The sequence below is a fragment of the Mycobacterium sp. 852002-50816_SCH5313054-b genome (assembly GCF_001667185.1).
In the GTDB taxonomy this organism is placed as follows: Bacteria; Actinomycetota; Actinomycetes; order Mycobacteriales; family Mycobacteriaceae; genus Mycobacterium.
The window spans coordinates 1-21,141 of record NZ_LZIC01000074.1; the positions used below are offsets into that span (position 1 = coordinate 1).

Annotated in this window: 20 protein-coding genes and 2 pseudogenes; 9 read left to right on the forward strand and 13 right to left on the reverse strand. The window is 68.8% G+C overall.

Annotated elements, in window-relative coordinates; all coding sequences use genetic code 11:
• Window positions 1–32: 32 nt before the first annotated feature.
• The 3 genes from A5787_RS16015 (at window position 33) to A5787_RS16025 (ending at window position 2,467) form a co-directional block, all read left to right on the forward strand.
• Window positions 33–512 carry a tryptophan-rich sensory protein gene (locus tag A5787_RS16015; RefSeq protein ID WP_066968661.1) on the forward strand — a complete coding sequence of 160 codons (480 nt, stop codon included), beginning with the start codon at window positions 33–35 and terminating at the stop codon, window positions 510–512.
• Between the two features lie 3 nt (window positions 513–515).
• Window positions 516–1,847, forward strand: a complete 1,332-nt coding sequence (locus A5787_RS16020; protein WP_066968663.1) for a deoxyribodipyrimidine photo-lyase — start codon at window positions 516–518, stop codon at window positions 1,845–1,847.
• Window positions 1,848–1,924: 77 nt separating this feature from the next.
• Entirely contained in the window at window positions 1,925–2,467 is a 543-nt protein-coding gene (locus A5787_RS16025; protein WP_066968665.1) for a DUF4333 domain-containing protein, read from the forward strand.
• Window positions 2,468–2,473: 6 nt separating this feature from the next.
• Here A5787_RS16025 and A5787_RS16030 read toward each other — a convergent pair whose 3' ends face one another.
• Window positions 2,474–3,211: an acyltransferase gene (locus A5787_RS16030; RefSeq protein ID WP_066968667.1), complete on the reverse strand. Its 738-nt coding sequence runs from the start codon at window positions 3,209–3,211 to the stop codon at window positions 2,474–2,476.
• An 88-nt stretch (window positions 3,212–3,299) separates the two neighbouring features.
• Here A5787_RS16030 and A5787_RS16035 point away from each other — a divergent pair, with 88 nt between their 5' ends.
• Complete coding sequence (locus A5787_RS16035) at window positions 3,300–4,622, forward strand: PQQ-binding-like beta-propeller repeat protein (RefSeq protein WP_369829123.1); 1,323 nt, start codon at window positions 3,300–3,302, stop codon at window positions 4,620–4,622.
• A pseudogene (locus tag A5787_RS16040) lies at window positions 4,568–4,954 on the forward strand (hypothetical protein); the annotation flags it as partial. The gene A5787_RS16035 and the pseudogene A5787_RS16040, both read left to right, overlap by 55 nt.
• Here the strand turns inward: A5787_RS16040 and A5787_RS16045 are convergent.
• The 8 genes and pseudogenes from A5787_RS16045 to ctaD form a co-directional block, all read right to left on the reverse strand.
• Window positions 4,951–5,646, reverse strand: coding sequence for an esterase (locus tag A5787_RS16045; protein WP_066968671.1), 696 nt, complete (start codon window positions 5,644–5,646; stop codon window positions 4,951–4,953). The pseudogene A5787_RS16040 and the gene A5787_RS16045 sit on opposite strands and share 4 nt — an antisense overlap.
• Before the next feature lie 69 nt (window positions 5,647–5,715).
• Complete coding sequence (locus A5787_RS16050; protein ID WP_231994005.1) at window positions 5,716–6,948, reverse strand: class I SAM-dependent methyltransferase; 1,233 nt, start codon at window positions 6,946–6,948, stop codon at window positions 5,716–5,718.
• Window positions 6,906–7,880: a class I SAM-dependent methyltransferase gene (locus A5787_RS16055; protein WP_066968675.1), complete on the reverse strand. Its 975-nt coding sequence runs from the start codon at window positions 7,878–7,880 to the stop codon at window positions 6,906–6,908. Before A5787_RS16055 ends, A5787_RS16050 begins: the two co-directional genes overlap by 43 nt.
• 22 nt (window positions 7,881–7,902) lie before the next feature.
• Window positions 7,903–8,574 (reverse strand): annotated as a pseudogene (locus tag A5787_RS16060) (enoyl-CoA hydratase); the annotation flags it as partial.
• Complete coding sequence (locus A5787_RS16065) at window positions 8,571–9,404, reverse strand: NUDIX hydrolase (protein WP_066968677.1); 834 nt, start codon at window positions 9,402–9,404, stop codon at window positions 8,571–8,573. The gene A5787_RS16065 and the pseudogene A5787_RS16060, both read right to left, overlap by 4 nt.
• Complete coding sequence (locus A5787_RS16070) at window positions 9,401–10,267, reverse strand: ABC transporter ATP-binding protein (protein ID WP_156763967.1); 867 nt, start codon at window positions 10,265–10,267, stop codon at window positions 9,401–9,403. The genes A5787_RS16065 and A5787_RS16070 overlap by 4 nt, the downstream gene beginning before the upstream one ends.
• Window positions 10,268–10,272: 5 nt before the next feature.
• Window positions 10,273–11,508, reverse strand: coding sequence for a phosphoserine phosphatase SerB (gene serB / locus A5787_RS16075; RefSeq protein WP_066968681.1), 1,236 nt, complete (start codon window positions 11,506–11,508; stop codon window positions 10,273–10,275).
• Between the two features lie 15 nt (window positions 11,509–11,523).
• Entirely contained in the window at window positions 11,524–13,284 is a 1,761-nt protein-coding gene (ctaD, locus tag A5787_RS16080; RefSeq protein ID WP_066968824.1) for a cytochrome c oxidase subunit I, read from the reverse strand.
• Window positions 13,285–13,445: 161 nt separating this feature from the next.
• On the opposite strand from ctaD, the gene A5787_RS16085 reads away from it, so the two are divergent.
• Both A5787_RS16085 and A5787_RS16090 read left to right on the forward strand, forming a co-directional pair.
• Window positions 13,446–14,510, forward strand: coding sequence for an iron-siderophore ABC transporter substrate-binding protein (locus A5787_RS16085; protein WP_066968683.1), 1,065 nt, complete (start codon window positions 13,446–13,448; stop codon window positions 14,508–14,510).
• Between the two features lie 89 nt (window positions 14,511–14,599).
• Window positions 14,600–15,640 (forward strand): NAD(P)-dependent alcohol dehydrogenase, encoded by a 1,041-nt coding sequence (locus tag A5787_RS16090; protein WP_066968685.1) that lies wholly within the window; start codon window positions 14,600–14,602, stop codon window positions 15,638–15,640.
• Here the strand turns inward: A5787_RS16090 and A5787_RS16095 are convergent.
• A complete protein-coding gene (locus A5787_RS16095) occupies window positions 15,635–16,048 on the reverse strand; it encodes a DUF3349 domain-containing protein (protein ID WP_066968687.1) in 414 nt (137 codons plus the stop codon). The genes A5787_RS16090 and A5787_RS16095 overlap by 6 nt on opposite strands.
• A gap of 380 nt (window positions 16,049–16,428) precedes the next feature.
• Here A5787_RS16095 and A5787_RS16100 point away from each other — a divergent pair, with 380 nt between their 5' ends.
• Window positions 16,429–16,755 carry a DUF732 domain-containing protein gene (locus A5787_RS16100; RefSeq protein WP_231994007.1) on the forward strand — a complete coding sequence of 109 codons (327 nt, stop codon included), beginning with the start codon at window positions 16,429–16,431 and terminating at the stop codon, window positions 16,753–16,755.
• Between the two features lie 258 nt (window positions 16,756–17,013).
• Here the strand turns inward: A5787_RS16100 and A5787_RS16105 are convergent, their stop codons facing one another.
• The 3 genes from A5787_RS16105 to A5787_RS16115 form a co-directional block, all read right to left on the reverse strand.
• Window positions 17,014–17,505 (reverse strand): hypothetical protein, encoded by a 492-nt coding sequence (locus A5787_RS16105; RefSeq protein WP_066968690.1) that lies wholly within the window; start codon window positions 17,503–17,505, stop codon window positions 17,014–17,016.
• A 107-nt stretch (window positions 17,506–17,612) separates the two neighbouring features.
• Window positions 17,613–18,587, reverse strand: a complete 975-nt coding sequence (gene nrdF / locus A5787_RS16110; RefSeq protein ID WP_197507175.1) for a class 1b ribonucleoside-diphosphate reductase subunit beta — start codon at window positions 18,585–18,587, stop codon at window positions 17,613–17,615.
• Window positions 18,588–18,793: 206 nt separating this feature from the next.
• A complete protein-coding gene (locus A5787_RS16115) occupies window positions 18,794–19,393 on the reverse strand; it encodes a TetR/AcrR family transcriptional regulator (RefSeq protein WP_066968827.1) in 600 nt (199 codons plus the stop codon).
• A 134-nt stretch (window positions 19,394–19,527) separates the two neighbouring features.
• Here A5787_RS16115 and A5787_RS16120 point away from each other — a divergent pair, with 134 nt between their 5' ends.
• Window positions 19,528–21,102 (forward strand): NAD(P)/FAD-dependent oxidoreductase, encoded by a 1,575-nt coding sequence (locus A5787_RS16120; protein WP_066968692.1) that lies wholly within the window; start codon window positions 19,528–19,530, stop codon window positions 21,100–21,102.
• Window positions 21,103–21,141 lie beyond the last annotated feature (39 nt).

Sequence of the window (21,141 nt, forward strand, 5' to 3'; positions counted from 1 at the left end):
ACCCACCCGACCCAACCGGAAGGAAGCACAACGTGAAACCCTCGACGCTTGCCGCAACCACCGTCGCCGTCGCGGCGGCCGCCGGCGCCGGCAGCATCGCCAGCCCGGCGCGGGTGCCCGCCTGGTACTCGCGGCTTCGCAAGCCGCCGTACCAGCCGCCCGGCGCCGCGTTCCCCCTCGTGTGGACCACGCTCTACGGCGACATCGCGGCGACGTCCGCGGTGGCCATCGACCGCTTCCGCGCCACCGGCCAACACGACGAGGCGCGACGCTACGCCGCGGCGCTCGGGCTGAACCTGGCGCTGAACGCCGGATGGAGTTGGCTGTTCTTCCGCTATCACAAGCTCGGCGCCTCCGCGCTGGGCGCCGCGGCACTGACGGCGAGCAGCGCCGACCTCGCGCGCCGCGCCGCGCGGGCCGACCGGCGGGCCGGGGCGGCGCTGTCGCCCTACCCGGTGTGGTGCGCCTTCGCCACCGTTCTGGCCACCCATGTGTGGCGGCTCAACCGCTGAATCATGTCGACGCTGTTATGGTTTCGCCGCGATCTGCGGTTGCACGACCATCCCGCCCTGGCCGCGGCCGCCCGAGACGACGGGGAAGTGCTCGCCTGCTTCGTCGTCGATCCGCGGCTGGAGGCCTCGTCGGGCCGGCGCCGGCTGCAATTCCTGGGTGACTCGCTGCGGCAGCTACGCGACGACCTGGACGGCCGGCTGCTGGTGACGCGCGGGCGGCCCGAGACGCAGATCCCGCGCATCGCCACCGAGATTGGCGCGTCGTCGGTGCACGTCTCGGAGGATTTCGCGCCGTACGGGGTGGGCCGCGACGAAAGGGTGCGCGCGGCATTGGATTCCGTGCCGCTGGTGGCGACGGGCTCGCCGTACCTGGTCTCCCCCGGGCGGGTGGTGAAGAAGGACGGCTCGCCGTACCGGGTGTTCACCCCGTTTCTGCGCGCATGGCGCGAGGTCGGCTGGCGGGCGCCGGCGAAATCCGGCCCCGCGGCCGCGCGCTGGCTCGACCCGGCGCGGCTGCGGCTCCCGCGCTGCGAGATACCCGATCCCGGCGCGGTGCTCGATGTGGCCGCCGGCGAGGCGGCGGCGCGCAAGCAGTGGAAGACGTTCGTGGACAACGGATTGCACCGCTACTCCCACGACCGTGACCGGCCCGACGTGGCGGGAACCAGCAGGATGTCGGCGCACCTGAAGTTCGGGTCCATCCATCCCCGCACCCTGGCCGCCGACCTCGACTCGCGCGGCACGGGGGCGCAAGCCTTCCTGCGGGAGTTGGCCTTTCGCGATTTCTACGCCGACGTGCTGCACCATTGGCCGGCCAGCGCCTGGCGCAACTGGAACAACCAGTTCGACGGCATCCAGACCGATACGGGGCCCGAAGCAGAGCGCCGATTCGAGGCCTGGAAAGCCGGCCGGACCGGGTTTCCGTTCGTCGACGCCGGGATGCGCCAGCTTCGGGAGACCGGCTTCATGCACAATCGGGTGCGGATGATCGTCGCGTCGTTTCTGGTCAAGGACCTGCACCTGCCGTGGCAGTGGGGCGCCGCATGGTTTTTGGATCAGCTCGTCGACGGCGACATGGCCAACAATCAGCACGGCTGGCAGTGGTGCGCCGGATCCGGCACCGACGCCGCGCCCTATTTCCGGGTCTTCAACCCGAGCGCGCAGGGCGAGAGGTTCGATCCGTCGGGCGACTACATCCGGCGCTGGGTGCCGGAGCTGCGCTCGGCCGACGACGCACACCTGCGGAAAGGGGAACGGCCGCAGGGATACCCGGCGCCGATCGTCGACCACGGCGCCGAGCGGGCCGAGGCGCTACGCCGCTACCAGAGCATCTGAGCGATTTCTGCTACCCGAAGCTAGTTGGCATGCAATTATCAGCCGACTCACAGTTGTCTATTCGCCCGGGAGGCGCTATGGCTGGCTCGATCGTCCGGACGTTGTTGATCGCGGGTGCCGCCACGGGGTTGATGGCCGGCGTCGGCGCCTGTTCGTGTTCGGTCACGTCGAAGCATGCGGTGAGCAAGGGCGACGTCGCCGGCCAGATCACCGCCAAGATGACCGACGCCGCGGGCAACAAGCCCGAGTCGGTGACGTGCCCGGACGACTTGGCCGCCAAGGTCGGGGCGCAGCTGAACTGCACGATGAAGGTCAAGGACCAGACCTTCAACGTCAACGTGACCGTCACCAGCGTCAACGGCAACGACGTCAAGTTCGACATGGTGGAGACCGTCGACAAGAACCAGGTGGCCAGCATCCTCAGCAAGAAGCTGACCCAGCAGGTGGGCCGCAAGCCCGACTCGGTGTCGTGCCCGGACAACCTGAAAGGGGTCGAGGGCGCCACGCTTCGGTGCGAACTCACCGACGCCGGCCAGAAGTACGGCATCGCCGTGACCGTCACCAGCGTCGACGCCGGCGACGTCAGCTTCGACTACAAGGTCGACGATCACGCCGAATAGGGCGGGTTAGCGGGACGCCTTCTTGCGTTCGATGTCGGCCAGGGCGGCCGCGAGTTCGGCGCGCTGCGCGGCCGAGCTCTCCCACGACAGCTGCCGGTTCTTGACCACCTTGGCCGGTGCGCCGACCGCGATCGAGTAGTCGGGGATGACGCCGCGGACCACCGCGTGCGACCCCAGCACGCAGCCGCGCCCGATGGACGTGCCGCGCAAGATCGTCGCCTTGACCCCGACCCAGGTGTCGGGGCCGATCCGGACCGGGGACTTGACGATGCCCTGGTCCTTGATCGGCAGATTGATGTCGTCCATGCGGTGGTCGAAGTCGCAGACGTAGCACCAGTCGGCCATCAGCACCGAGTCCCCCAGCTCGATGTCGAGGTAGGTGTTGATGACGTTGTCGCGGCCCAGCACGACCTTGTCGCCGAACCGCAGCGAACCCTCGTGCGCGCGGATGGTGTTCTTGTCCCCGATGTGCACCCAGCGGCCGATCTCCAGCTCCGAAAGTTCGGGCGTCGCGTGGATCTCGACGCCCTTGCCCAAAAACACCATCCCGCGGGTGATGATGTGCGGGTTGGCCAGCTTGAACTTCAGCAGCCGCCAGTAGCGCACCAGGTACCACGGGGTGTAGGCGCGGTTGGCCAGCACCCACTTCAGCGAGGCCAGCGTGAGGAACTTGGCCTGGCGAGGGTCCCGCAGGTTCGATCCACGCCAGCGGCGATGAAGCGGAGCATTCCACATGCTCGTCATGGCCGGAAAGCCTATCGGAGCCGGCACGGGTTACCCTCACGTGTACTCGATCGCCGCCTGCTCGCGTAGAAGGATTTGGAAACCCGAGGTGCTTGCCCGACATCTCCTGCAAGGGCTTCGGCGTTGCTCGATCGCGGCGCTGGCGGCCGCGCTCACCGTCGGGCTCGGGGGCTGCGGCAACACCGATTCGTGGGTCGACGCCTCGCCGGCGCAGGGCTGGCCCGCGCAATACGGCGACGCCGCCAACAGCAGCTACACCACGACGGGCGGCGCGACCAAGCTGTCGCTGCGGTGGACGCGATCGGTCAAGGGCAGCCTGGCGGCCGGGCCGGCGCTCAGCGCGCGCAGCTATCTCGCCGTCAACGCCCAGACCCCGGCCGGGTGTTCGCTGATGGAGTGGCAGAACGACAACAACGGCCGCCAGCGCTGGTGCGTCCGGCTGGCCCAGGGTGGGGGCTTCGCCGGCCCGTTGTTCGACGGCTTCGACAACCTCTACGTCGGTCAACCGGGGGCCTTCCTGTCGTTTCCGGTGACCCAGTGGACGCGGTGGCGGCAGCCGGTGATCGGAATGCCCACCACCCCAAGGTTTCTCGGCAGCGGCCAGTTGCTCGTCGCGACGCACCTGGGGCAGGTGCTGGTTTTCGACTCCCACCGCGGCGAGGTGGTCGGCAGCCCGCTCGACCTGGTGGACGGCGTCGATCCCACGGACGCCACGCGCGGGTTGACCGATTGCGCCCCGGCCCGGCAGGGCTGCCCGGTCGCGGGCGCGCCGGCCTACTCGGCGGGCAACGGGATCGTGGTGCTGGGTGTTTGGCAGCCGGGCGCTCCGGCGGCGGGGCTGGTCGGACTGAAGTACCACCCGGGCCAGTCCCCGCAGCTGAGCCGGGAATGGACCAGCGATGCGGTGGGCGCCGGCGTCATCGCCAGCCCGGTGTTGTCCGCCGACGGGTCGACCGTCTACGTCAACGGCCGCGACCAACGGCTGTGGGCGTTGCATGCCGGCGACGGAAAGGTGAAGTGGTCGGCGCCGCTGGGCTTTTTGGCGCAGACGCCGCCCGCGGTCACCCCGCAGGGGCTGATCGTGTCGGGCGGCGGCCCCGACACCCGGCTGGCCGCGTTCAAGGACGCCGGCGATCACGCCGACGCGGCCTGGCGCCGCGACGACGTGACGCCGCTGTCGTCGTCGAGCCTGGCGGGCGGCGGTGCCGGCTACTCGATGGTCGGCGGTCCGCCCGCCGACGGCGCGCCCGGCATGTCGTTGCTGGTCTTCGACCCCGCCAACGGCCACACCCTGGGCAGCTATCCGCTGCCCGCGGCCACCGGCTACCCCGTCGGCGTGGCGGTCGGCAACGATCGCCGGGTGGTCGCCGCCACCAGCGACGGCCAGGTCTACAGCTTCGCGCCGGCATGAGCACGCGCCGCCCGGCCGACGTCGCCGCGACCATCGTCCTGCTCATCGTCCACGGGTCCCTGCTGGGGGCGACGGTGGTGCTGCTGGGCCTGTTCGTCATGGTCACCGACCCGTGCGGCTCGGTGCGCTGCGGCGATCCCGCCTGGATCGACCGCGCCACGCTGCTGGGGGTGTGGGGCGGCGTCGCCGTCCTGATCGCCGACCTCGCGATGGCCGGCTACCTGCTCGCCCGGCGCCGCAGGGCCTTTTTCGTCCCGATCATCGGTTGCGTGGCGCAGGTCGCGCTGGCGGTCGGAGCCGCGGCGATGGAGTGGCTTGCCGGGCCCGTCTAGATCGCCAGGGGAGCAATGGCGTTGCGGGGCACCTGGGCCTGGGCCGGGCCGGCGAACGCCGGCAGCATCTCCCCCGGGGCGAAGTAGAAGATCAGCTGGTCGTCGGTGATGGCGAAGTTCTGATAGTGCGACGGGTCAAGCCCGTTGGAAGGCAGGATCGCCGCCGCGAACGGGTTCTGCCGGTTCAGGTCGCGCTGCACGATCGGGAAGATGCTGTCCAGCGGCGTCACTCCCGGCGGGAACAGGTTGTCGAAGGTGATGGGCTGCTTGCTGCCGAGGTTGTAGTTGAACGCCTTGTACCAGGTGGACGTGCGTGACCCGCCGACGTCCTGGAAGAACTTCAGCACGACGCTGCGGGTGTTGTGCGGCGGCTGGCCGGCGGTGTGCTGCTCGGTGGTGGCCTCCATCTGGTAGGGCTGATCGCGCGCCCCGGAGCCCTGCGCGACGTTGATGAACCCGTCGCGGTTCTGCGTGATGTAGTCGATCAGCGCCTGCTCGTCGGGATAATCGGCGGGGAATGTCATGTTGAGCATGTACGTGGGCGCGCTGGCGTGCACGCGACACATCTGTCCGGCCTCGACGGTGCCGCCCACGCCGGCGCACGACGGCGGCTCGGCGGCCGAGCGAGGGGCCGCCGGCCAGGCCAGCATGACCGCGGCCAACAGCGCCGCGGCCGCTATCGGGTAAGGCATCGTCGAATTGTCCTCGCAGATTTAGGGCGGGGCGCCTACCAAAGTGACCGCAGCCAGCCTACCCGCGGGCTATCGCGAGGCTCGGCAGACGAAGGCCGTCGCATGACCGGCCGCCCCGGAGCCGATGCGGGTGATGACCACCGACAGCGGGGTGTCGCCGCGCGGCCGCAGCCGTCCGCGCAGCGCGTCGGGGTCGACGCGCACCCCACGGACCAGCATCTCCAGCGCCCCGCAGCCCAGCGCCGCCAGCGCCCGACGCAGCTTGCGCTCGTCGAACGCCACCTGCTCGAGCACCTCGAAGCCGCGCACGCCCGGCGGCAGCCGGTCCCCGGACAGGTAGGCGATGTCGGGGTCGAGCTGCCACAGCCCGTGGCGCGACCCGTAGTGGCGCACCAGGCCGGCCCGGACCACGGCGCCGTCGGGGTCGACGATCCATCGTCCAGCCGGCCGCGCGGGGCACTCGTCCGGTTCGGTGTCGGTGATCTGCTCGCCGCGATCCAGCACGCTGGCCCGACGGCGCACCCCCGGCCCTGCCAGCCCGCCCGACCACAGGCACGCTTCCCGGACCGACCCGCGATACGACGTCACCTCGATCTCGCCGCCGAAACCGAGGCGCCGCACCTGATCGAAATCGATTCCGGGGGAACACTTTACGGCGAACTCGCGGTCACGGTAGGTGGCGAGCAACGGACCGAGGCCGGGTTGGTAGTCATCGATGTGGAAGCGCCGTCTTCCGCCGTGGCGGCGCCCCGGGTCGGCGACGACGACCGTGTCGCGGGTCACCGGGCGCAGCGCGTCGGCGCGGCAGAGTTCGACGGCCGGCCCCAGGTTGTGGCGGGCCATCGCCAGGCGCACCGGGTCGATGTCGCTGCCCACCGCCCGGACCCCGAAGCGGCGCAGCGCGGCCAATTCGGTGCCGATCGAGCAGGTCGCGTCGTGCACCGGCGCGCTCGCCGACGCGAGCCGGCCGGCCCGGTGCAGGACCACCGGCGCGGCGGTGGCTTGCTGCAGCGCCTCGTCGGTGAAGAGCCAGTTCGACACGTCACCGAGCTCGCCGAGCTTGTCTGAGGCGCGACGGCGCAGCAGCGTCGTCTCCACCAGCACCGGCGCCCGGTCGCCGAAGCGGGCGCGCGCGGTCGCGACGTCGGCGATCCGGGTGGCCTCGGTCAGCTCGAGTTCGCCGACGACGGCCAGCGCCGCGGCCCCCGACTCCGACCGCAGGTAGCTGACGTCGTCGGCGCTGAACCGCAGCCCGGCACTCAGGAGGGTTTGACCCCGGTGACCATCACGTTGTAGAACCAGCCCTTCGGCACCAGGTGTCGCGACACGTTGGCATCCACCCAGCTCAGCGCCTTCCAGCCGGTGAAGGCGAACTTCGCCCAGCCCCAGCCGAGCTTTCCGGGCGGCACCGTCGCCTCGAACGTGCGCAACGGCCACCCGAGCATCGCAGCGGTGAACTCCTCGGTGGCGGTCTCGACTTGCACGGCGCCGGCGGTGGTCGCCATCTTCGCCAGGTCTTTCGGTTCGAAGGTGTGCAGGTCGACCACCCACTCCAGGGCCGCCGCGCGCGAGTTCTCGTCGATCTCGGCCTGTGGGCGGCGCCAGGCGCCCAGCCCGGGCAGCTTCACCGCGCGGATGGTGACATTCCACGTCAGGTCCGCCAGCGCACGGGCATAGCCGTTGCCGACCTTGGTGGGCTCGCCGGCGAACACAAACCTGCCGCCGGGCTTCAGCACGCGCAGCACCTCGCGCAGCGACAGCTCGACATCGGGGATGTGGTGCAGCACCGCGTGCCCCACCACCAGGTCGAAGGTGTTGTCTTCGTAGGGGATGCCCTCGGCGTCGGCGACCCTGCCGTCGATCTCCAGCCCCAGCGATTGCCCGTTGCGCGTGGCGACCTTGACCATGCCGGGCGAGAGGTCGGTGACCGACCCGCGCCGGGCCACCCCGGCCTGGATCAGGTTGAGCAGGAAGAACCCGCTCCCGCACCCCAGTTCGAGGGCCCGGTCGTAGGGCAGCTCGCGGATGACCCAATCAGGCACGACGGCGTCGAAGCAGTGCCTGGCGTAGTCGATGCAGCGCTGATCGTAGGAGATCGACCACTTCTCGTCGTAGGTCTCGGCCTCCCAGTCGTGGTAGAGCACCTGGGCGAGCTTGCTGTCGTGGCGCGCGGCCTCCACCTGCTCGGCGGTGGCGTGCGGGTTGGGAACGGCGTCGGTCGAACTCGTCGTCATGCAGGGCAGCCTAATCGGCGTGGGGGGGCGGACCGAAAACGGCATTGATTCCCGCCTTTGCGGCGGCCAGCGCGTGCCGCGGCCCCTCCAGGAAGCGGCGCGCCCACTCCGCGGCGGCGTCGTAGACGTCGTCGGGGGCCACCATCTCGTCGATCAGCCCCAGCGCCAGGGCCTCCTCGGCGTCGAAGAACCGCCCGCTGAACACCAGCTCCTTGGCCCTGCTCGGCCCCGCCACGCGGGCCAGCCGCGCCATTCCCCCGCCGCCCGGGACGCGGGAGGCCAGGATCTCGGTCGCGCCGAACTTCACGTTGTCGCCGCTGACCCGCCAGTCGGCGGCCAGCGCCAGCGTGAGCCCGGCGCCCAGCGCGTACCCGGTGATCGCGGCCACCGTCGGCTTCGGGATCGCGGCCACGGCGTCGACGGCCTGCCGGCGCACCCGATCCGCGGCGTCGGCCTCCGGCGCGCTCAGCGTCTCCAGCTCGGGCATGTCGTCGCCCGCGGAGAAGATCTCGTGGCCGCCGAACAGGATCACGGCGGCGACGTCGTCGCGGCGGCCCAGCTCGTCGGCCGCGGATACGATCTCGCGGTAGACCTGCCGGGTCATCGCGTTCGTGGGCTGCCGCGACACGAGCAGCATGGCCAGGCCGGCGTCCCGCGTCCCGTCGCTGACCACGACGCTGACGAACTCCCTCAATGCCGCCACCCCATCCCGCCCGCCTCGCGGGCCTGGTGGTAGCGGTCGGAGTCGAAGAACTCGAAAACCCAGTTGTCGCCCTGGATTTCGAGGTGCGGCTGCACCGTGACGATCTGGCGCTCGACGGCCAGCACGTCGGCGACGGTGCGTCCGGCCAGGGAGTCCAGCTGTGTCCAGGTCGGCGGCAGTAGGAAGCACCGGCCGGCCGCGAAGTCGTCGATGGCGGCCTGCGGCGTCGTCCAGCCGGCGCGGTCGGACTCGGTGTTGTGCCCGTCGGCCCGCTGCCCCTCCGGCAGGGCACCCACAAAGAAATAGGTGTCATAGCGGCGGGTGCGCTCGGCCTCCGGGGTGACCCAGTTGGCCCACGGCCGCAGCAGGTCGGAGCGCAGTTCCAGGTTTTCGCGGCGCAGGAAATCCGCGAACGACAGCGTCCCGTCGGCCAGCGCGCGGCGGGCGTCGGCGTACACCGAGGCATCGCCGACGATGCCGTCCGGGTCGCCGGCCGGCCCGGCGAAGAGCACCCCCGATTCCTCGAAGGTCTCGCGGGCGGCGGCGCAGACCAGCGCCTCGGCCAGGTCGGGTTCGATGCCGAACCGCTGCGCCCACCACTGCGGCGGCGGCCCGGCCCACGCGATGTCGGCGTTGCGGTCCCGGTCGTCGACGCCGCCTCCGGGAAACACCATCGTCCCGGCCGCGAACTCCATCCGGGCGTGCCGGCGCATCAGGAACACCGCTAACCCGGTTTCTGTGCCCTCCGGCTCAGCGCGGATGAGCATCACGGTCGCGGCCGGCCGGGGCACCAGGGGCGGCGGGTCCTGCGGTGCGGTCATAGTGGCCTCCGGTGGGCTGCGCGGGTGCGGACGCGGCGGGCGAAATACCGCCCGTCGGCAACGTCGAGGGCGATGGACTGGCCGAACGCGGCCGACAGGTTCTCGGCGGTCAGCACGTCGGGCAGCAGGCCGGCGGCGACCACCGTGGCCTCCGACAGCAGCATGCAGTGGCTGAAGCCGGGCGGAACCTCCTCCACGTGGTGCGTGACCAGCACCAGCGCGGGCGCGTCGGGGTCGGCCGCCAGGTCGGCCAGCCGGGCCACCAACTCCTCGCGGCCGCCCAGGTCCAGGCCGGCCGCGGGTTCGTCGAGCAGCAGCAGTTCGGGGTCGGTCATCAACGCGCGGGCGATCAGCACCCGCTTGCGCTCCCCCTCCGACAGCGTGCCGTAGGTGCGGTCCGCGAGGTGTTCGGCGCCAAGGCTTTCCAGCATGTCGACCGCCCGTTGGTAGTCGAGGTCCTCGTAGCTCTCCCGCCACCGACCGAGCACCGCGTAGCCCGCCGACACCACGAGGTCGCGCACCAGCTCGTCGGTGGGGATCCGCTGCGCCAGGGCCGAGGAACTCAGCCCGATCCGCGACCGCAACTCGGAAACGTCGACCCGGCCCAGCCGCTCGCCGAGGACGAACGCCACGCCCGACGACGGGTGCTCACTGGCCGCGGCGATGCGCAGCAACGACGTCTTGCCGGCGCCGTTGGGCCCGATGATCACCCAGCGTTCGTCGAGTTCCACCGCCCAATCCAGCGGCCCGACCAGGACGCGTCCGCCGCGCTGCAGCGACACGTTCCTGAAGTCGATCAGCAGATCGGGGTCGGCTGCCTCGCTTCCGTTTTCGGGCACCCGACCATCGTGCCGTACCGGGATCGCCGCTAGTCCGGCGGGATCTCCACCCGGCGCAGATGGCCGTCCACCGCGTCGGCGGCCTCGATCTCCCCGCGCGTCACGCCCAGCAGGAACAGCACGGTGTCCAGGTACGGATGGCTCAGCGACGCATCGGCCACCTCCCGCAACGCCGGCTTGGCGTTGAACGCCACGCCCAGCCCCGCCGCGGCCAGCATGTCGATGTCGTTGGCGCCGTCGCCGACCGCGACGGTCTGCGCCATCGGCACCCCGGCCTGCTCCGCGAATTCCCGCAGCGCCGCCGCCTTGCCGGCCCGATCGATGATCGGCCCGACCACCCGGCCGGTCAGCGTCCCGTCGACGATCTCCAGCTCGTTGGCGGCGACATACTCCAGCATCAGCTCCTTCGCCAGCGGTTCGATGATCCGCCGGAACCCTCCGGAAACCACCCCGCAGTGAAAACCCAAGCGCCGCAACGTTCGTATCGTCGTCCGGGCGCCGGGCATCAGTTCCAGCTGCTGGGCGACCTCGTCGATGACGGTCGCCGGCAGGCCCTCCAGCGTCGCGACCCGCTGCACCAGCGACTGCGCGAAATCCAGCTCGCCGCGCATCGCGGCCTCGGTGATCGCGGCGACGGCTCCCTGCGCCCCCGCCCGCGCCGCCAGCATCTCGATGACCTCGCCCTGCACCAGCGTGGAATCGACGTCGAACACGACGAGCCTCTTGGCGCGCCGTTCCAGGCTGTACTCCTCGACCGCGACGTCGACGCCCTCGTCGGCGGCCACCCGGGTCAGCGCGGTGCGCAGCGCGCCGTCGGCCAACGGGGGCGCGGACACCCGCAGCTCCAGGCCGGTGACGGGATAGTCGGAGACGCCGCGGATGAGGTCGATGTTGACGCCCAGCGCCGCGAGTTCCCGGGCGACCGCGCCGAACGCCCGCGCGGTGATCGGCCGCCCCAGCACGAACACGGTGTGGGTCGACGGATCCCGGATGACCGGCACGTCGTCGCTGCGCTCGATGCTGACGTCCAGGCCCATCCCGCGGACGGCCGATTCGACGTCACCGCGCAACACGCCGCCGTCGGCGACCTCCGGCGGACAGCACAGCAGCACGCCCAGCGTCAGGCGCCCGCGGATCACCACCTGTTCGACGTTGAGCAGCTCGACCCCGTGTCGCGACAGCACCTCGAAGAGCGCCGACGTGACGCCTGGCTGATCCACGCCGGTGACGGTGATCAGCACCGACACCTTGGCTGGAGAGTTCACTCGCGGGTGACGGCGCTACTGGTCAGCAGTGGAGCGATCCGGTTCGGTCCGTGGCCCGAACCCCTTCGGCGACTCGAGCGCCGTGGCGTGCCGCCCGACGTGCGCCTCGGCGCGCAGCCGCTCCACCATGTGCGGGTAGTGCAACTCGAAAGCCGGTCGCTCCGAACGGATCCGGGGCAGCTCGGTGAAGTTGTGCCGCGGCGGCGGGCAGCTGGTCGCCCACTCCAGCGAGTTGCCGTAGCCCCACGGGTCGTCGACGGTCACCACCTCGCCGTAGCGCCAGCTCTTGAAGACGTTCCACACGAACGGGAACATCGACGCGCCGAGGATGAAGGCGCCGATCGTCGAGACGATGTTCAGGCCCTGGAACCCGTCGGTGGGCAGGTAGTCGGCGTAGCGGCGCGGCATGCCCTCGTCGCCCAGCCAGTGCTGCACCAGGAACGTGGTGTGGAAGCCGATGAACGTCAGCCAGAAGTGCAGCTTGCCCAGCCGCTCGTCCAGCAGCCGCCCGGTCATCTTCGGGAACCAGAAGTAGATCCCGGCGAACGTGGAGAACACGATGGTGCCGAACAGCACGTAGTGGAAGTGCGCGACGACGAAATAGGTGTCGGTCACATGGAAGTCCAGCGGCGGGCTGGCCAGCAGCACGCCGGTCAGGCCGCCCAGCAGGAAGGTGACCATGAAGCCGACCGAGAACAGCATCGGCGTCTCAAACGTCAGCTGGCCCTTCCACATCGTGCCGATCCAGTTGAAGAATTTGATCCCGGTCGGCACCGCGATCAGATACGTCATGAACGAAAAGAACGGCAGCAGAACGGCTCCGGTGGCGAACATGTGGTGCGCCCAGACCGCGACCGACAACGCGGCGATCGACAGCGTCGCATACACCAGCGTGGTGTAACCGAAGACCGGCTTGCGGGCGAACACCGGGAAGATTTCGGTGACGATCCCGAAGAACGGCAGCGCGATGATGTAGACCTCGGGGTGGCCGAAGAACCAGAACAGGTGCTGCCACAACAGGACTCCGCCGTTGGCCGCGTCGTAGACGTGCGCCCCCAGGTGCCGGTCGGCGGCCAGGCCGAACAGCGCCGCGGTGAGCAACGGGAACGCGATCAGCACCAGGATCGACGTCACCAGGATGTTCCAGGTGAAGATCGGCATCCGGAACATCGTCATGCCGGGCGCGCGCATGCAGACCACCGTGGTGATCATGTTGACGGCACCCAGGATGGTGCCCAGACCGGCGACGATCAGGCCCATGATCCACAGGTCCCCGCCCGGGCCGGGCGAGTGAATGGCGTCGGTCAGCGGGGTGTAGGCGGTCCAGCCGAAGTCGGCGGCCCCGCCCGGGGTGATGAACCCGGCCGCCCCCATCATGGCGCCGAACAAGAACAGCCAGAAGGAAAACGCGTTCAGCCGCGGGAAGGCGACGTCGGGCGCGCCGATCTGCAGCGGCAGCACCAGGTTGGCGAAGCCGAACACGATCGGGGTGGCATAGAACAGCAGCATGATCGTGCCGTGCATGGTGAACAGCTGGTTGAACTGTTCATTCGACAGGAACTGCAGTCCCGGCGCCGCCAGCTCGGTGCGCATCAGCAGCGCCAGCAGCCCACCCAGGAAGAAGAAGATGAAGCAGGCGACGCAGTACATGATGCCGATCATCTTGTGATCGGTCGTGGTGATCAGCTTGTAGACAAGGTTCCCTTTGGGACCGGTCCGGGCCGGGTACGGACGGACGGCCTCGAGTTCTCCCAGCGGGGGGGCTTCGGCTGTCAACAGCTCCTCCAAACATCGTCGGACAGGGCCCGAACCCAGTATTGACTTCGAATCTTAGCCCCCGAGGAACTCGCCGTCAGGGGCAGTCCTACAAACTGTCGTAAATGGCTGCGAAGTCGCCGAATGTTAGCGTGAAACGCGTGCTGGGGAGGCGATCGATCATGGCGGCGGCCGCTCTGGCGGCGCTCGTCGCGGCGTGCGCCGGATGCGGTTCGGGGGGCTCCAAGGCGTCCTCCCGGTCGCTGGTCACGCCCACCACCCAGATCGCGGGCGCCGGCGTGCTGGGCAACGATCGCCGGCCCGACGAGTCGTGCGCGCACGATGCCGCCGCGGCCGATCCCGGGCCGCCGACACGCCAGGCCCGCAACGCGGCGGGCGTCACCCCCGACACGGTCGCGGTTCCCGCCGAACCGCGGCGCATCGTGGTGCTCTCCGGGGACCAGCTCGACGCCCTGTGCGCGCTCGGCCTGCAATCGCGGGTGGTCGCCGCCGCGTTGCCGGACGGCGCCTCGAGCCAGCCCGCCTACCTGGGCAGCGCGGTGCACGGCCTGCCCGGCGTCGGCACCCGCAGCACCCCCGACCTCGGCGGCATCGCGGCCGCGCACCCCGACCTGATCCTGGGGTCGCAGGGGTTGACCCCCAAGCTGTACCCGCAGCTCGCGGCGATCGCCCCCACGGTGTTCACGGCGGCGCCCGGCGCGGCCTGGCAGGACAACGTGCGCGGCGTGGGGGCGGCGACCGCGCGCACCACCGCGACCGACGCGCTGATCAACGGCTTCACCCAGCGGGCTACCCAGATCGGCGGCAGCCACGACGCGTCCCACTTCCAGGCGTCGATCGTGCAGCTGACCACCGGCGCCATCCGGGTCTACGGGGCCAGCAACTTCCCGGCGAGCGTGCTCGGCGCCGTCGGGGTGGACCGCCCGGCCGCCCAGCGGTTCACCGACAAGCCCTACATCGAGATTCCCGCCACCGACGCCGATCTCGCCAAGAACCCGGATCTCTCGGCCGCCGACGCCGACGTGGTCTACGTGTCGTGCGCCACCCCGGCCGCCGCCGATCGCGCCGCCGCCGTGCTGGACAGCAACCCGTGGCGCAGGATGGCCGCCAATCGCGACAATCGGGTGTACGTCGTCAACGACGAGGTGTGGCAAACCGGCGAGGGCCTGATCGCGGCCCGCGGCATCGTCGACGACCTGCGCCTGGTCAACGCCCCGATAAACTAGCCGCCCGAGCGGGCCACCAGGCCAAGTGGCCCGAGAACATTACCTTAGCTAAACTTCTTGAGGACGCTTCGAATCAAAGAGGGATATTCATGAGCACAGTTTCGGCGTACGCCGCCACCTCGCCGACGGCACCGCTGACCAAGACCACCATCGACCGTCGCGACCCCGGCCCGCGCGACGTCGCGATCGACATCAAGTTCGCCGGGATCTGCCACTCCGACATCCACACCGCCAGAGGCGAATGGGGAACACCGAATTACCCCGTGGTCGTGGGCCACGAGATCGCCGGCGTCGTGTCCGCCGTCGGCGCCGAAGTCACCAAGTACAAGGTGGGCGACCACGTCGGCGTGGGCTGCATGGTCAACTCCTGCGGCGAATGCAGCAGCTGCAAGGCCGGGCTCGAGCAGTACTGCAAGCCGGGCGCGACCTTCACCTACAACTCCACCGACAAGGACGGCACGCCGACGCAGGGCGGCTACAGCCAGGCGATCGTCGTCGACGAGAACTTCGTCCTGCGCATCCCCGACTCCCTGCCGCTGGACAAGGCGGCGCCGCTGCTGTGCGCCGGCATCACGCTGTTCTCCCCGCTGCGGCACTGGAAGGCCGGCCCGGACACACGGCTGGCGATCATCGGCCTGGGCGGCCTGGGGCACATGGGCGTGAAGCTGGGCGCCGCGATGGGCGCGCCGGTCAGCGTGCTGTCGCAGTCGCTGAAGAAGATGGAGGACGGGCTGCGGCTGGGGGCCGGCAACTACTACGCGACGGCCGACCCGGACACCTTCAAGAAGCTGCGCGGCAGCTTCGACCTGATCCTCAACACCGTGTCGGCGAACCTGCCGCTCGACGACTACGTGGGCCTGCTCGACGTCGACGGCACCCTGGTCGAGCTGGGCATCCCCGAGCACCCCATGCAGGTGCACGCCTTCCCGCTGGCCCTGGCGCGGCGCAGCCTGTCGGGGTCCAACATCGGCGGGATCGCCGAGACGCAGGAGATGCTGGACTTCTGCGCGGAGCACGACGTGACGCCCGAGATCGAGCTCATCGAGCCCGACTACATCAACGAGGCCTACGAGCGGGTGCTCGCCAGCGACGTGCGCTACCGCTTCGTGATCGATATCTCCAAGCTATGACGGGGTTTTCGACACGCCCTGGCTCGCAACCTCTTCGGCCGCCTCGGCGTGGTCGTCTCCCGGGCAGACTTCGCTGACGTCGATGCCGGCCAGCGGCCAACCGGCGGCGGCCAGGGTGGCGGCCACCCGGATGATGTCGTCCCGGCCGGGTTCGCGGTGGGTGGTCTCGGAGATGAACTTCTCGATCTCGTCGCGGTCGACCGTGCCGTCGCCCTCGGCCTTGTGCTTCGAGATGATGTTGTGCACCACTTCTTCGAGCTGATCCTGGGTCAGTGGTGTGCTCTTGAGCAGGGCGAACAACGCAACCTGGTCCGGCCCGGGGACGCCCTGCGGGTACCCGACGTCCAGCCAACGGATCACTGACTTGAGAAACTTGGCGTGCTTGTGCGAAGCGTGGGTTGAAGTCACCTGATAAGTCTCACGTTGGCGGGCTCGCGGGGCGTCGCAGCGGACCCACAATTCATGCGTCGTTCACGACCCGAACACCTCGGGCTTAGAAGTCCCAGTCCTCGTCCTCGGTGTTGACGGCCTTGCCGATGACACAGGACGAGCCGGAACGGCACGGAACGCTTCAGGCGACATCAGAGGCCGTCTGGCGGATCGGATCATGCCCGCTTGGACTGTTGCGATCTCAATGGAACTCGGCCAAAACGAGAGATGAACGGCTGGTTGAACTTTGGATTTGTCGATCAGGAACCCCGATCGTGGGGAAACACACGACGTAGTGGGAACTCGACGTGTTGCTTCGGGTGCCCCGTCTCGTTCCGAGGATGACGTGAGCCTTGAAAGTGGTGGAGAAAATGACAAAGAAGATGTGTGAGTGCGTGCTCGGCGCCGTAATGGCCCTGATGGTGGCGCCCGCAGCCGTCGCAGGCGCCGACAACGACAACAAGGACGCAGAATTTACCAACTACCTGGCGTCGAACGGCATCCACCTTGGTACTGCGTCCCAGACTGGCACTATGGGGCGCACGATGTGCCAGGATCTTGCTGCCGGGTACACCCAGGACGACGAGGTGGACCAACTGAAACTACGAATGGACCAGGCTCAGGCCAAGCTATTCGTCCTGGCTGCCACCGCGGAATACTGCCCAGAGAAGCACAAAAAGTCCTAGATCCAGCCGGTTGGTTGAGCCGCCGGCGCATAGCCCGCTGTCACTCCGAGCCACTTGCTTGCAGGCTGACAACCTGGCCGCATTTCCTCAATCGCGGCCTCGATGTGCTCCACGGTCATCCTGATATGACGGCCAGCCGTGCACCCAGCCAGCGACCCTGCCGGCGCGGATCGGGCGCCGCAGCCACAGGGCGGAAGCCTGATCCCGGGTGTACCGCACACCCGGCGACATTTGAGCATCACCCGATCCCGCGCCCGCTTATCGGCTGTTCTCGTCGCGCAGGGCTTGCATCGCCAGGTTGTTGAGCAACTGCCGGCCGGCAGCGGTGCGTAACTGAGGCAGCATCGCGGAGACGACACCGGCGGCGGTGAGCGCGAGGCGTACCAGACCGTCTGGCGCCGTGGCTGCGTCGCGGAGCACCTCATACTCGGCGCTGGGATCCCCCGAATGTTGTGCCATGGACATCCGGGCCACGAGCCGGTTGTCGCGGTCGAGACCGACCTCGTCGTCGGTAGCCGCCAAGGTCAGGGTTTCGCCGATTTCCGCGACTTCGTCCGGTTCGCAGAGCTGAGCCACCAATTGCCACAGGATCGACACGGTGGCGCGGATCAGCTGTGGCAGCCGGTCAGCCGGGATGACTTCGTCGTCGACGATGACGCGCATCCCCGCTTCGTCGCCGCGCTCGCCGTGCTGGATGAGCGCCAGTGCGCGACGGAAGTCTGCCGCACCCACACTGTCGTCACTGCTCATTCCGCACATCCTGCCCGACCTGGACCTGGCCGCAGGACGGCTAAGTCAACAGCTTGCAGGAAACCAGTTTTCCCTGAGGGGCGGCCGCCCGAGAAGACAACCGCGGTTTAGAAGTCCCAGTCCTCGTCTTCGGTGTTGACGGCCTTGCCGATCACGTACGACGACCCCGAGCCGGAGAAGAAGTCGTGGTTCTCGTCGGCGTTGGGCGACAGCGCCGAGAGGATCGCCGGGTTGACGTCGGTCTCGTCGCGCGGGAACAGCGCCTCGTAGCCGAGGTTCATCAGCGCCTTGTTGGCGTTGTAGCGCAGGAACTTCTTGACGTCCTCGGTCAGCCCGACCTCGTCGTAGAGATCCTGCGTGTACTCCACCTCGTTGTCATAGAGCTCGAAGAGCAGCTCGTAGGTGTAGTCCTTCAGCTCGGCGCGCTTGGCGTCGTCTTCCAGCGCCAGGCCGCGCTGGAACTTGTAGCCGATGTAGTAGCCGTGCACGGCCTCGTCGCGGATGATCAGGCGGATCATGTCGGCGGTGTTGGTCAGCTTCGCCCGGCTCGACCAGTACATCGGCAGATAGAACCCGGAGTAGAACAGGAAGCTCTCCAGCAGCGTGGAGGCCACCTTGCGCTTCAGTGGTTCGTCGCCGCGGTAGTACTGCATGACGATCTCGGCCTTGCGCTGCAGGTTGGGGTTCTCCTCCGACCAGCGGAAGGCGTCATCGATCTCGGCCGTCGAGCACAGCGTGGAAAAGATCGAGCTGTAGCTCTTGGCGTGCACCGACTCCATGAACGCGATGTTGGTGTAGACGGCCTGTTCGTGCGGGGTCAGCGCGTCGGGGATCAGGCTCACCGCCCCGACCGTGCCCTGGATGGTGTCCAGCAGGGTCAGCCCGGTGAACACCCGCATGGTCAGCTGCTTCTCGCCGGCGGTCAGCGTGCCCCACGACGGGAGGTCGTTGGACACCGGCACCTTTTCGGGCAGCCAGAAATTGCCCGTCAGCCGGTCCCACACCTCGGCGTCCTTGTCGTCTTGCAGCCGGTTCCAGTTGATCGCCGAGGTCCGGTCGATCAGCTTCATGTTTTCGGTCACCAGAACCCCACTTCACACGCCGTTTTGCCTGCGATATTCAGACTCCCGACACTACCCCTGGGGTGCGACAAGGCGGCGGAACACAAGAAGTTGTGTTTGCCGTGTCGCGGCCTGCCCGCTTCCCCGAGCGTGTACTCATGGCGAAAATCCGGCGAGAATTCCGCCCTCCGAACACGTTCGGCGCGTCCGGTAGGGCCCCGGCCCCGTCAATCCAGTCCGGCCTTGCGCAACGTCTCGGTGAGGCCGTCTTCCAGCGCGCTCAGCGCCATGTCGGTCAGGCGACTCAGTTCGTCGGTGTCCTGCACACCCTTGGCCATCCACGTTTCCAGCGCGACGAACACCGCGGTGGCCATGCTGTGCGCCGCGATGTCGGCGATCATCTCGCCGTCGGCGGTGGGTGAGGATCGCCGCCGGATGAAGCGCTGGATCTCGGCGGCGAGCTGATCGCGGAGCCGCCGAATGTGGCCGGTGATGATGTCCTGGTCCAGATCGCGCGACCGGATGGTGGCGGCGTCGCGGACCATCGTGAAATCAAAGGGAAAGGCGTCCACGGCTTTTCGCACCGATTGGGTGATGGGCTCGCCGTGCGGGCGCAGCGCCAAGGCGCGGGCGAACCATTCGAACCCGATGTCGTAGTCGGCGAAGAGCACCGCGTGCTTGGACAGGAAGTGCCGGTAAAAAGTCCGCTCGGTGACCCCGACGTCCGCGGCGATGTCGGCGACGTTGGTCTCGTTCACGCCGTCCGCGACGAAGCGGCGCATCGCCGCCTGATGCAGCGCCTGACGCGTGCGCGCGGCGCGGCTCATCTCGAGCACGCGACCACACCGGCCACGAGGGGACGTTTCACGGGCTCCAGAATGCCCGAATGTCACTATTGACGCAACAATGTCAGTTATGACATTGTGCGGGTCAGGCCGGGGATCACACCGAAGGAGTCGCCATGGCGGACTACGACGCGATCATCATCGGAGCGGGGCACAACGGCCTGGTCGCCGCGAACGTGCTGGCCAAGGGCGGCGCGAAAGTCCTTGTCCTGGAACGGGCTAACTTCCTCGGCGGAATGGCGGCCACCCGCGAACTCTTCGACGGGTACAAGCACAGCGTCGGCGCGTGGGCGGTGCTGATCTGGCGCCAGGAGATGACCGAACGGCTGGAGCTCACCAAGTGGGGCTTCGAGCTGATGGATCAGTGGACGTCCACGTGCACGTTCGGCGACGCCGCCGACACCCCGTTCGTGATGTACAACGACCTGGAACGCATGGCGCGCCACTTGCTCGACGACCACGGCGCCGACACCGCGGCGGCCCTCGGCGGCCTCTTCGCCCACATGGGCCGATTCGCACCGTATTTCGTCGACTCGGCCTTCGGGCCGCCGCCGGACATCATCGAGGTGATCGCCTCCCAGCCCACGCCGGAAGACCGCCACGATTTCGCCCAGATGTGGTACGGCAGCACGATGGACACGGTCCGGCGCTTCCTGGCGCCCGACCAGGCCCGCTGCATCCAGGGGTCGCTGGCGGCGATGTCCATCGACGCCTTCGACGGCGGCCCCTGGACCCCGGGCTCGAATGCGTCGACGCTCTACCACTACCTGATCGGCGGCGGCAACGTCGAATACATCATGCCCCGCGGCGGCATCGGCGCCCTGAGCGCCGCGCTGTGCCGCCGCGCCGAAGCGTTGGGCGCCGAGGTGCAGCTGAAGCAGCACGTGAAGCAGGTCGTGGTCACCGACGGGCGCGCCACCGGCGTCGAACTCCGCGACGGCACAACGATTTCGGCCGACGCCGTGCTCTCGTCGCTCGACCCCTACACCACCTTTGTGAATCTGGCCGGCGCGCAGAACTTTCCGCCCGATTACATCCGCAAGGTCAAGGAAATCAACTTCAACCTCGGGTACATCCAGGCCCACCTGACGATTGACCAGGCGCCGCAATGGATCGAGCGGCTGCAGCCCTACATGCACGACAACGGGAAATGGTGTCCCACCGTCGCTTACGCGCCGTCGCCGGAGTACATCAGCGACGCGTGGGAGCAGTACCGCAAGGGCCAGCTCCCCGATGCCCCGCCCACGTATCTGTACATCCCCAGCATGGTCGATTCGTCGCTGGCGCCCGAAGGCAAGCACAGCGCAACGATTTTCACACCCTACTTTCCCACCGGCCTGGACGCCGACGAAAACCGAAGCTGGAAGGAGCAATACGCCGACACCTGCGTGCGCATCTTCGACACGTTCGCGCCCGGGTTCGCCGACTCGGTCACCAACCGCGTCGTGTTCTCCAACCGCTACTTCGGCAGCACCTTCAGCGCACACGCGGGCGACTACTCCCACGGCCTCCTGCAGCCCAACCAGCTGTGGACGGGCCGCGTCGTCGAGGGCGCCGACAAGTTCGCCACACCGGTCGACGGGCTCTTCCTGTGCGGCCAGTGCACCCACCCGGGCCCGGGCGTGACCGGCATCCCGGGGTGGAACGGTGCCGAGGCGGCCCTCAAGCACCTCAACGCGCGCGTCGCCTAGCCCCTAGGCAGAGCCCGGCGTTTTATGTACCATTTGGTA

Bases quoted from the DNA above. Each gene is read 5' to 3' on its own strand.
- A5787_RS16020 (WP_066968663.1), top strand. From the start codon at position 516: ATGTCGACGCTGTTATGGTTTCGCCGCGATCTGCGGTTGCACGACCAT.
- A5787_RS16025 (WP_066968665.1), top strand. From the start codon at position 1,925: ATGGCTGGCTCGATCGTCCGGACGTTGTTGATCGCGGGTGCCGCCACG.
- A5787_RS16030 (WP_066968667.1), bottom strand. From the start codon at position 3,211: ATGACGAGCATGTGGAATGCTCCGCTTCATCGCCGCTGGCGTGGATCG.
- A5787_RS16045 (WP_066968671.1), bottom strand. From the start codon at position 5,646: ATGCCTTACCCGATAGCGGCCGCGGCGCTGTTGGCCGCGGTCATGCTG.
- A5787_RS16055 (WP_066968675.1), bottom strand. From the start codon at position 7,880: ATGACGACGAGTTCGACCGACGCCGTTCCCAACCCGCACGCCACCGCC.
- A5787_RS16065 (WP_066968677.1), bottom strand. From the start codon at position 9,404: ATGACCGCACCGCAGGACCCGCCGCCCCTGGTGCCCCGGCCGGCCGCG.
- A5787_RS16085 (WP_066968683.1), top strand. From the start codon at position 13,446: ATGGCGGCGGCCGCTCTGGCGGCGCTCGTCGCGGCGTGCGCCGGATGC.
- A5787_RS16090 (WP_066968685.1), top strand. From the start codon at position 14,600: ATGAGCACAGTTTCGGCGTACGCCGCCACCTCGCCGACGGCACCGCTG.
- A5787_RS16105 (WP_066968690.1), bottom strand. From the start codon at position 17,505: ATGAGCAGTGACGACAGTGTGGGTGCGGCAGACTTCCGTCGCGCACTG.
- A5787_RS16115 (WP_066968827.1), bottom strand. From the start codon at position 19,393: ATGAGCCGCGCCGCGCGCACGCGTCAGGCGCTGCATCAGGCGGCGATG.
- A5787_RS16120 (WP_066968692.1), top strand. From the start codon at position 19,528: ATGGCGGACTACGACGCGATCATCATCGGAGCGGGGCACAACGGCCTG.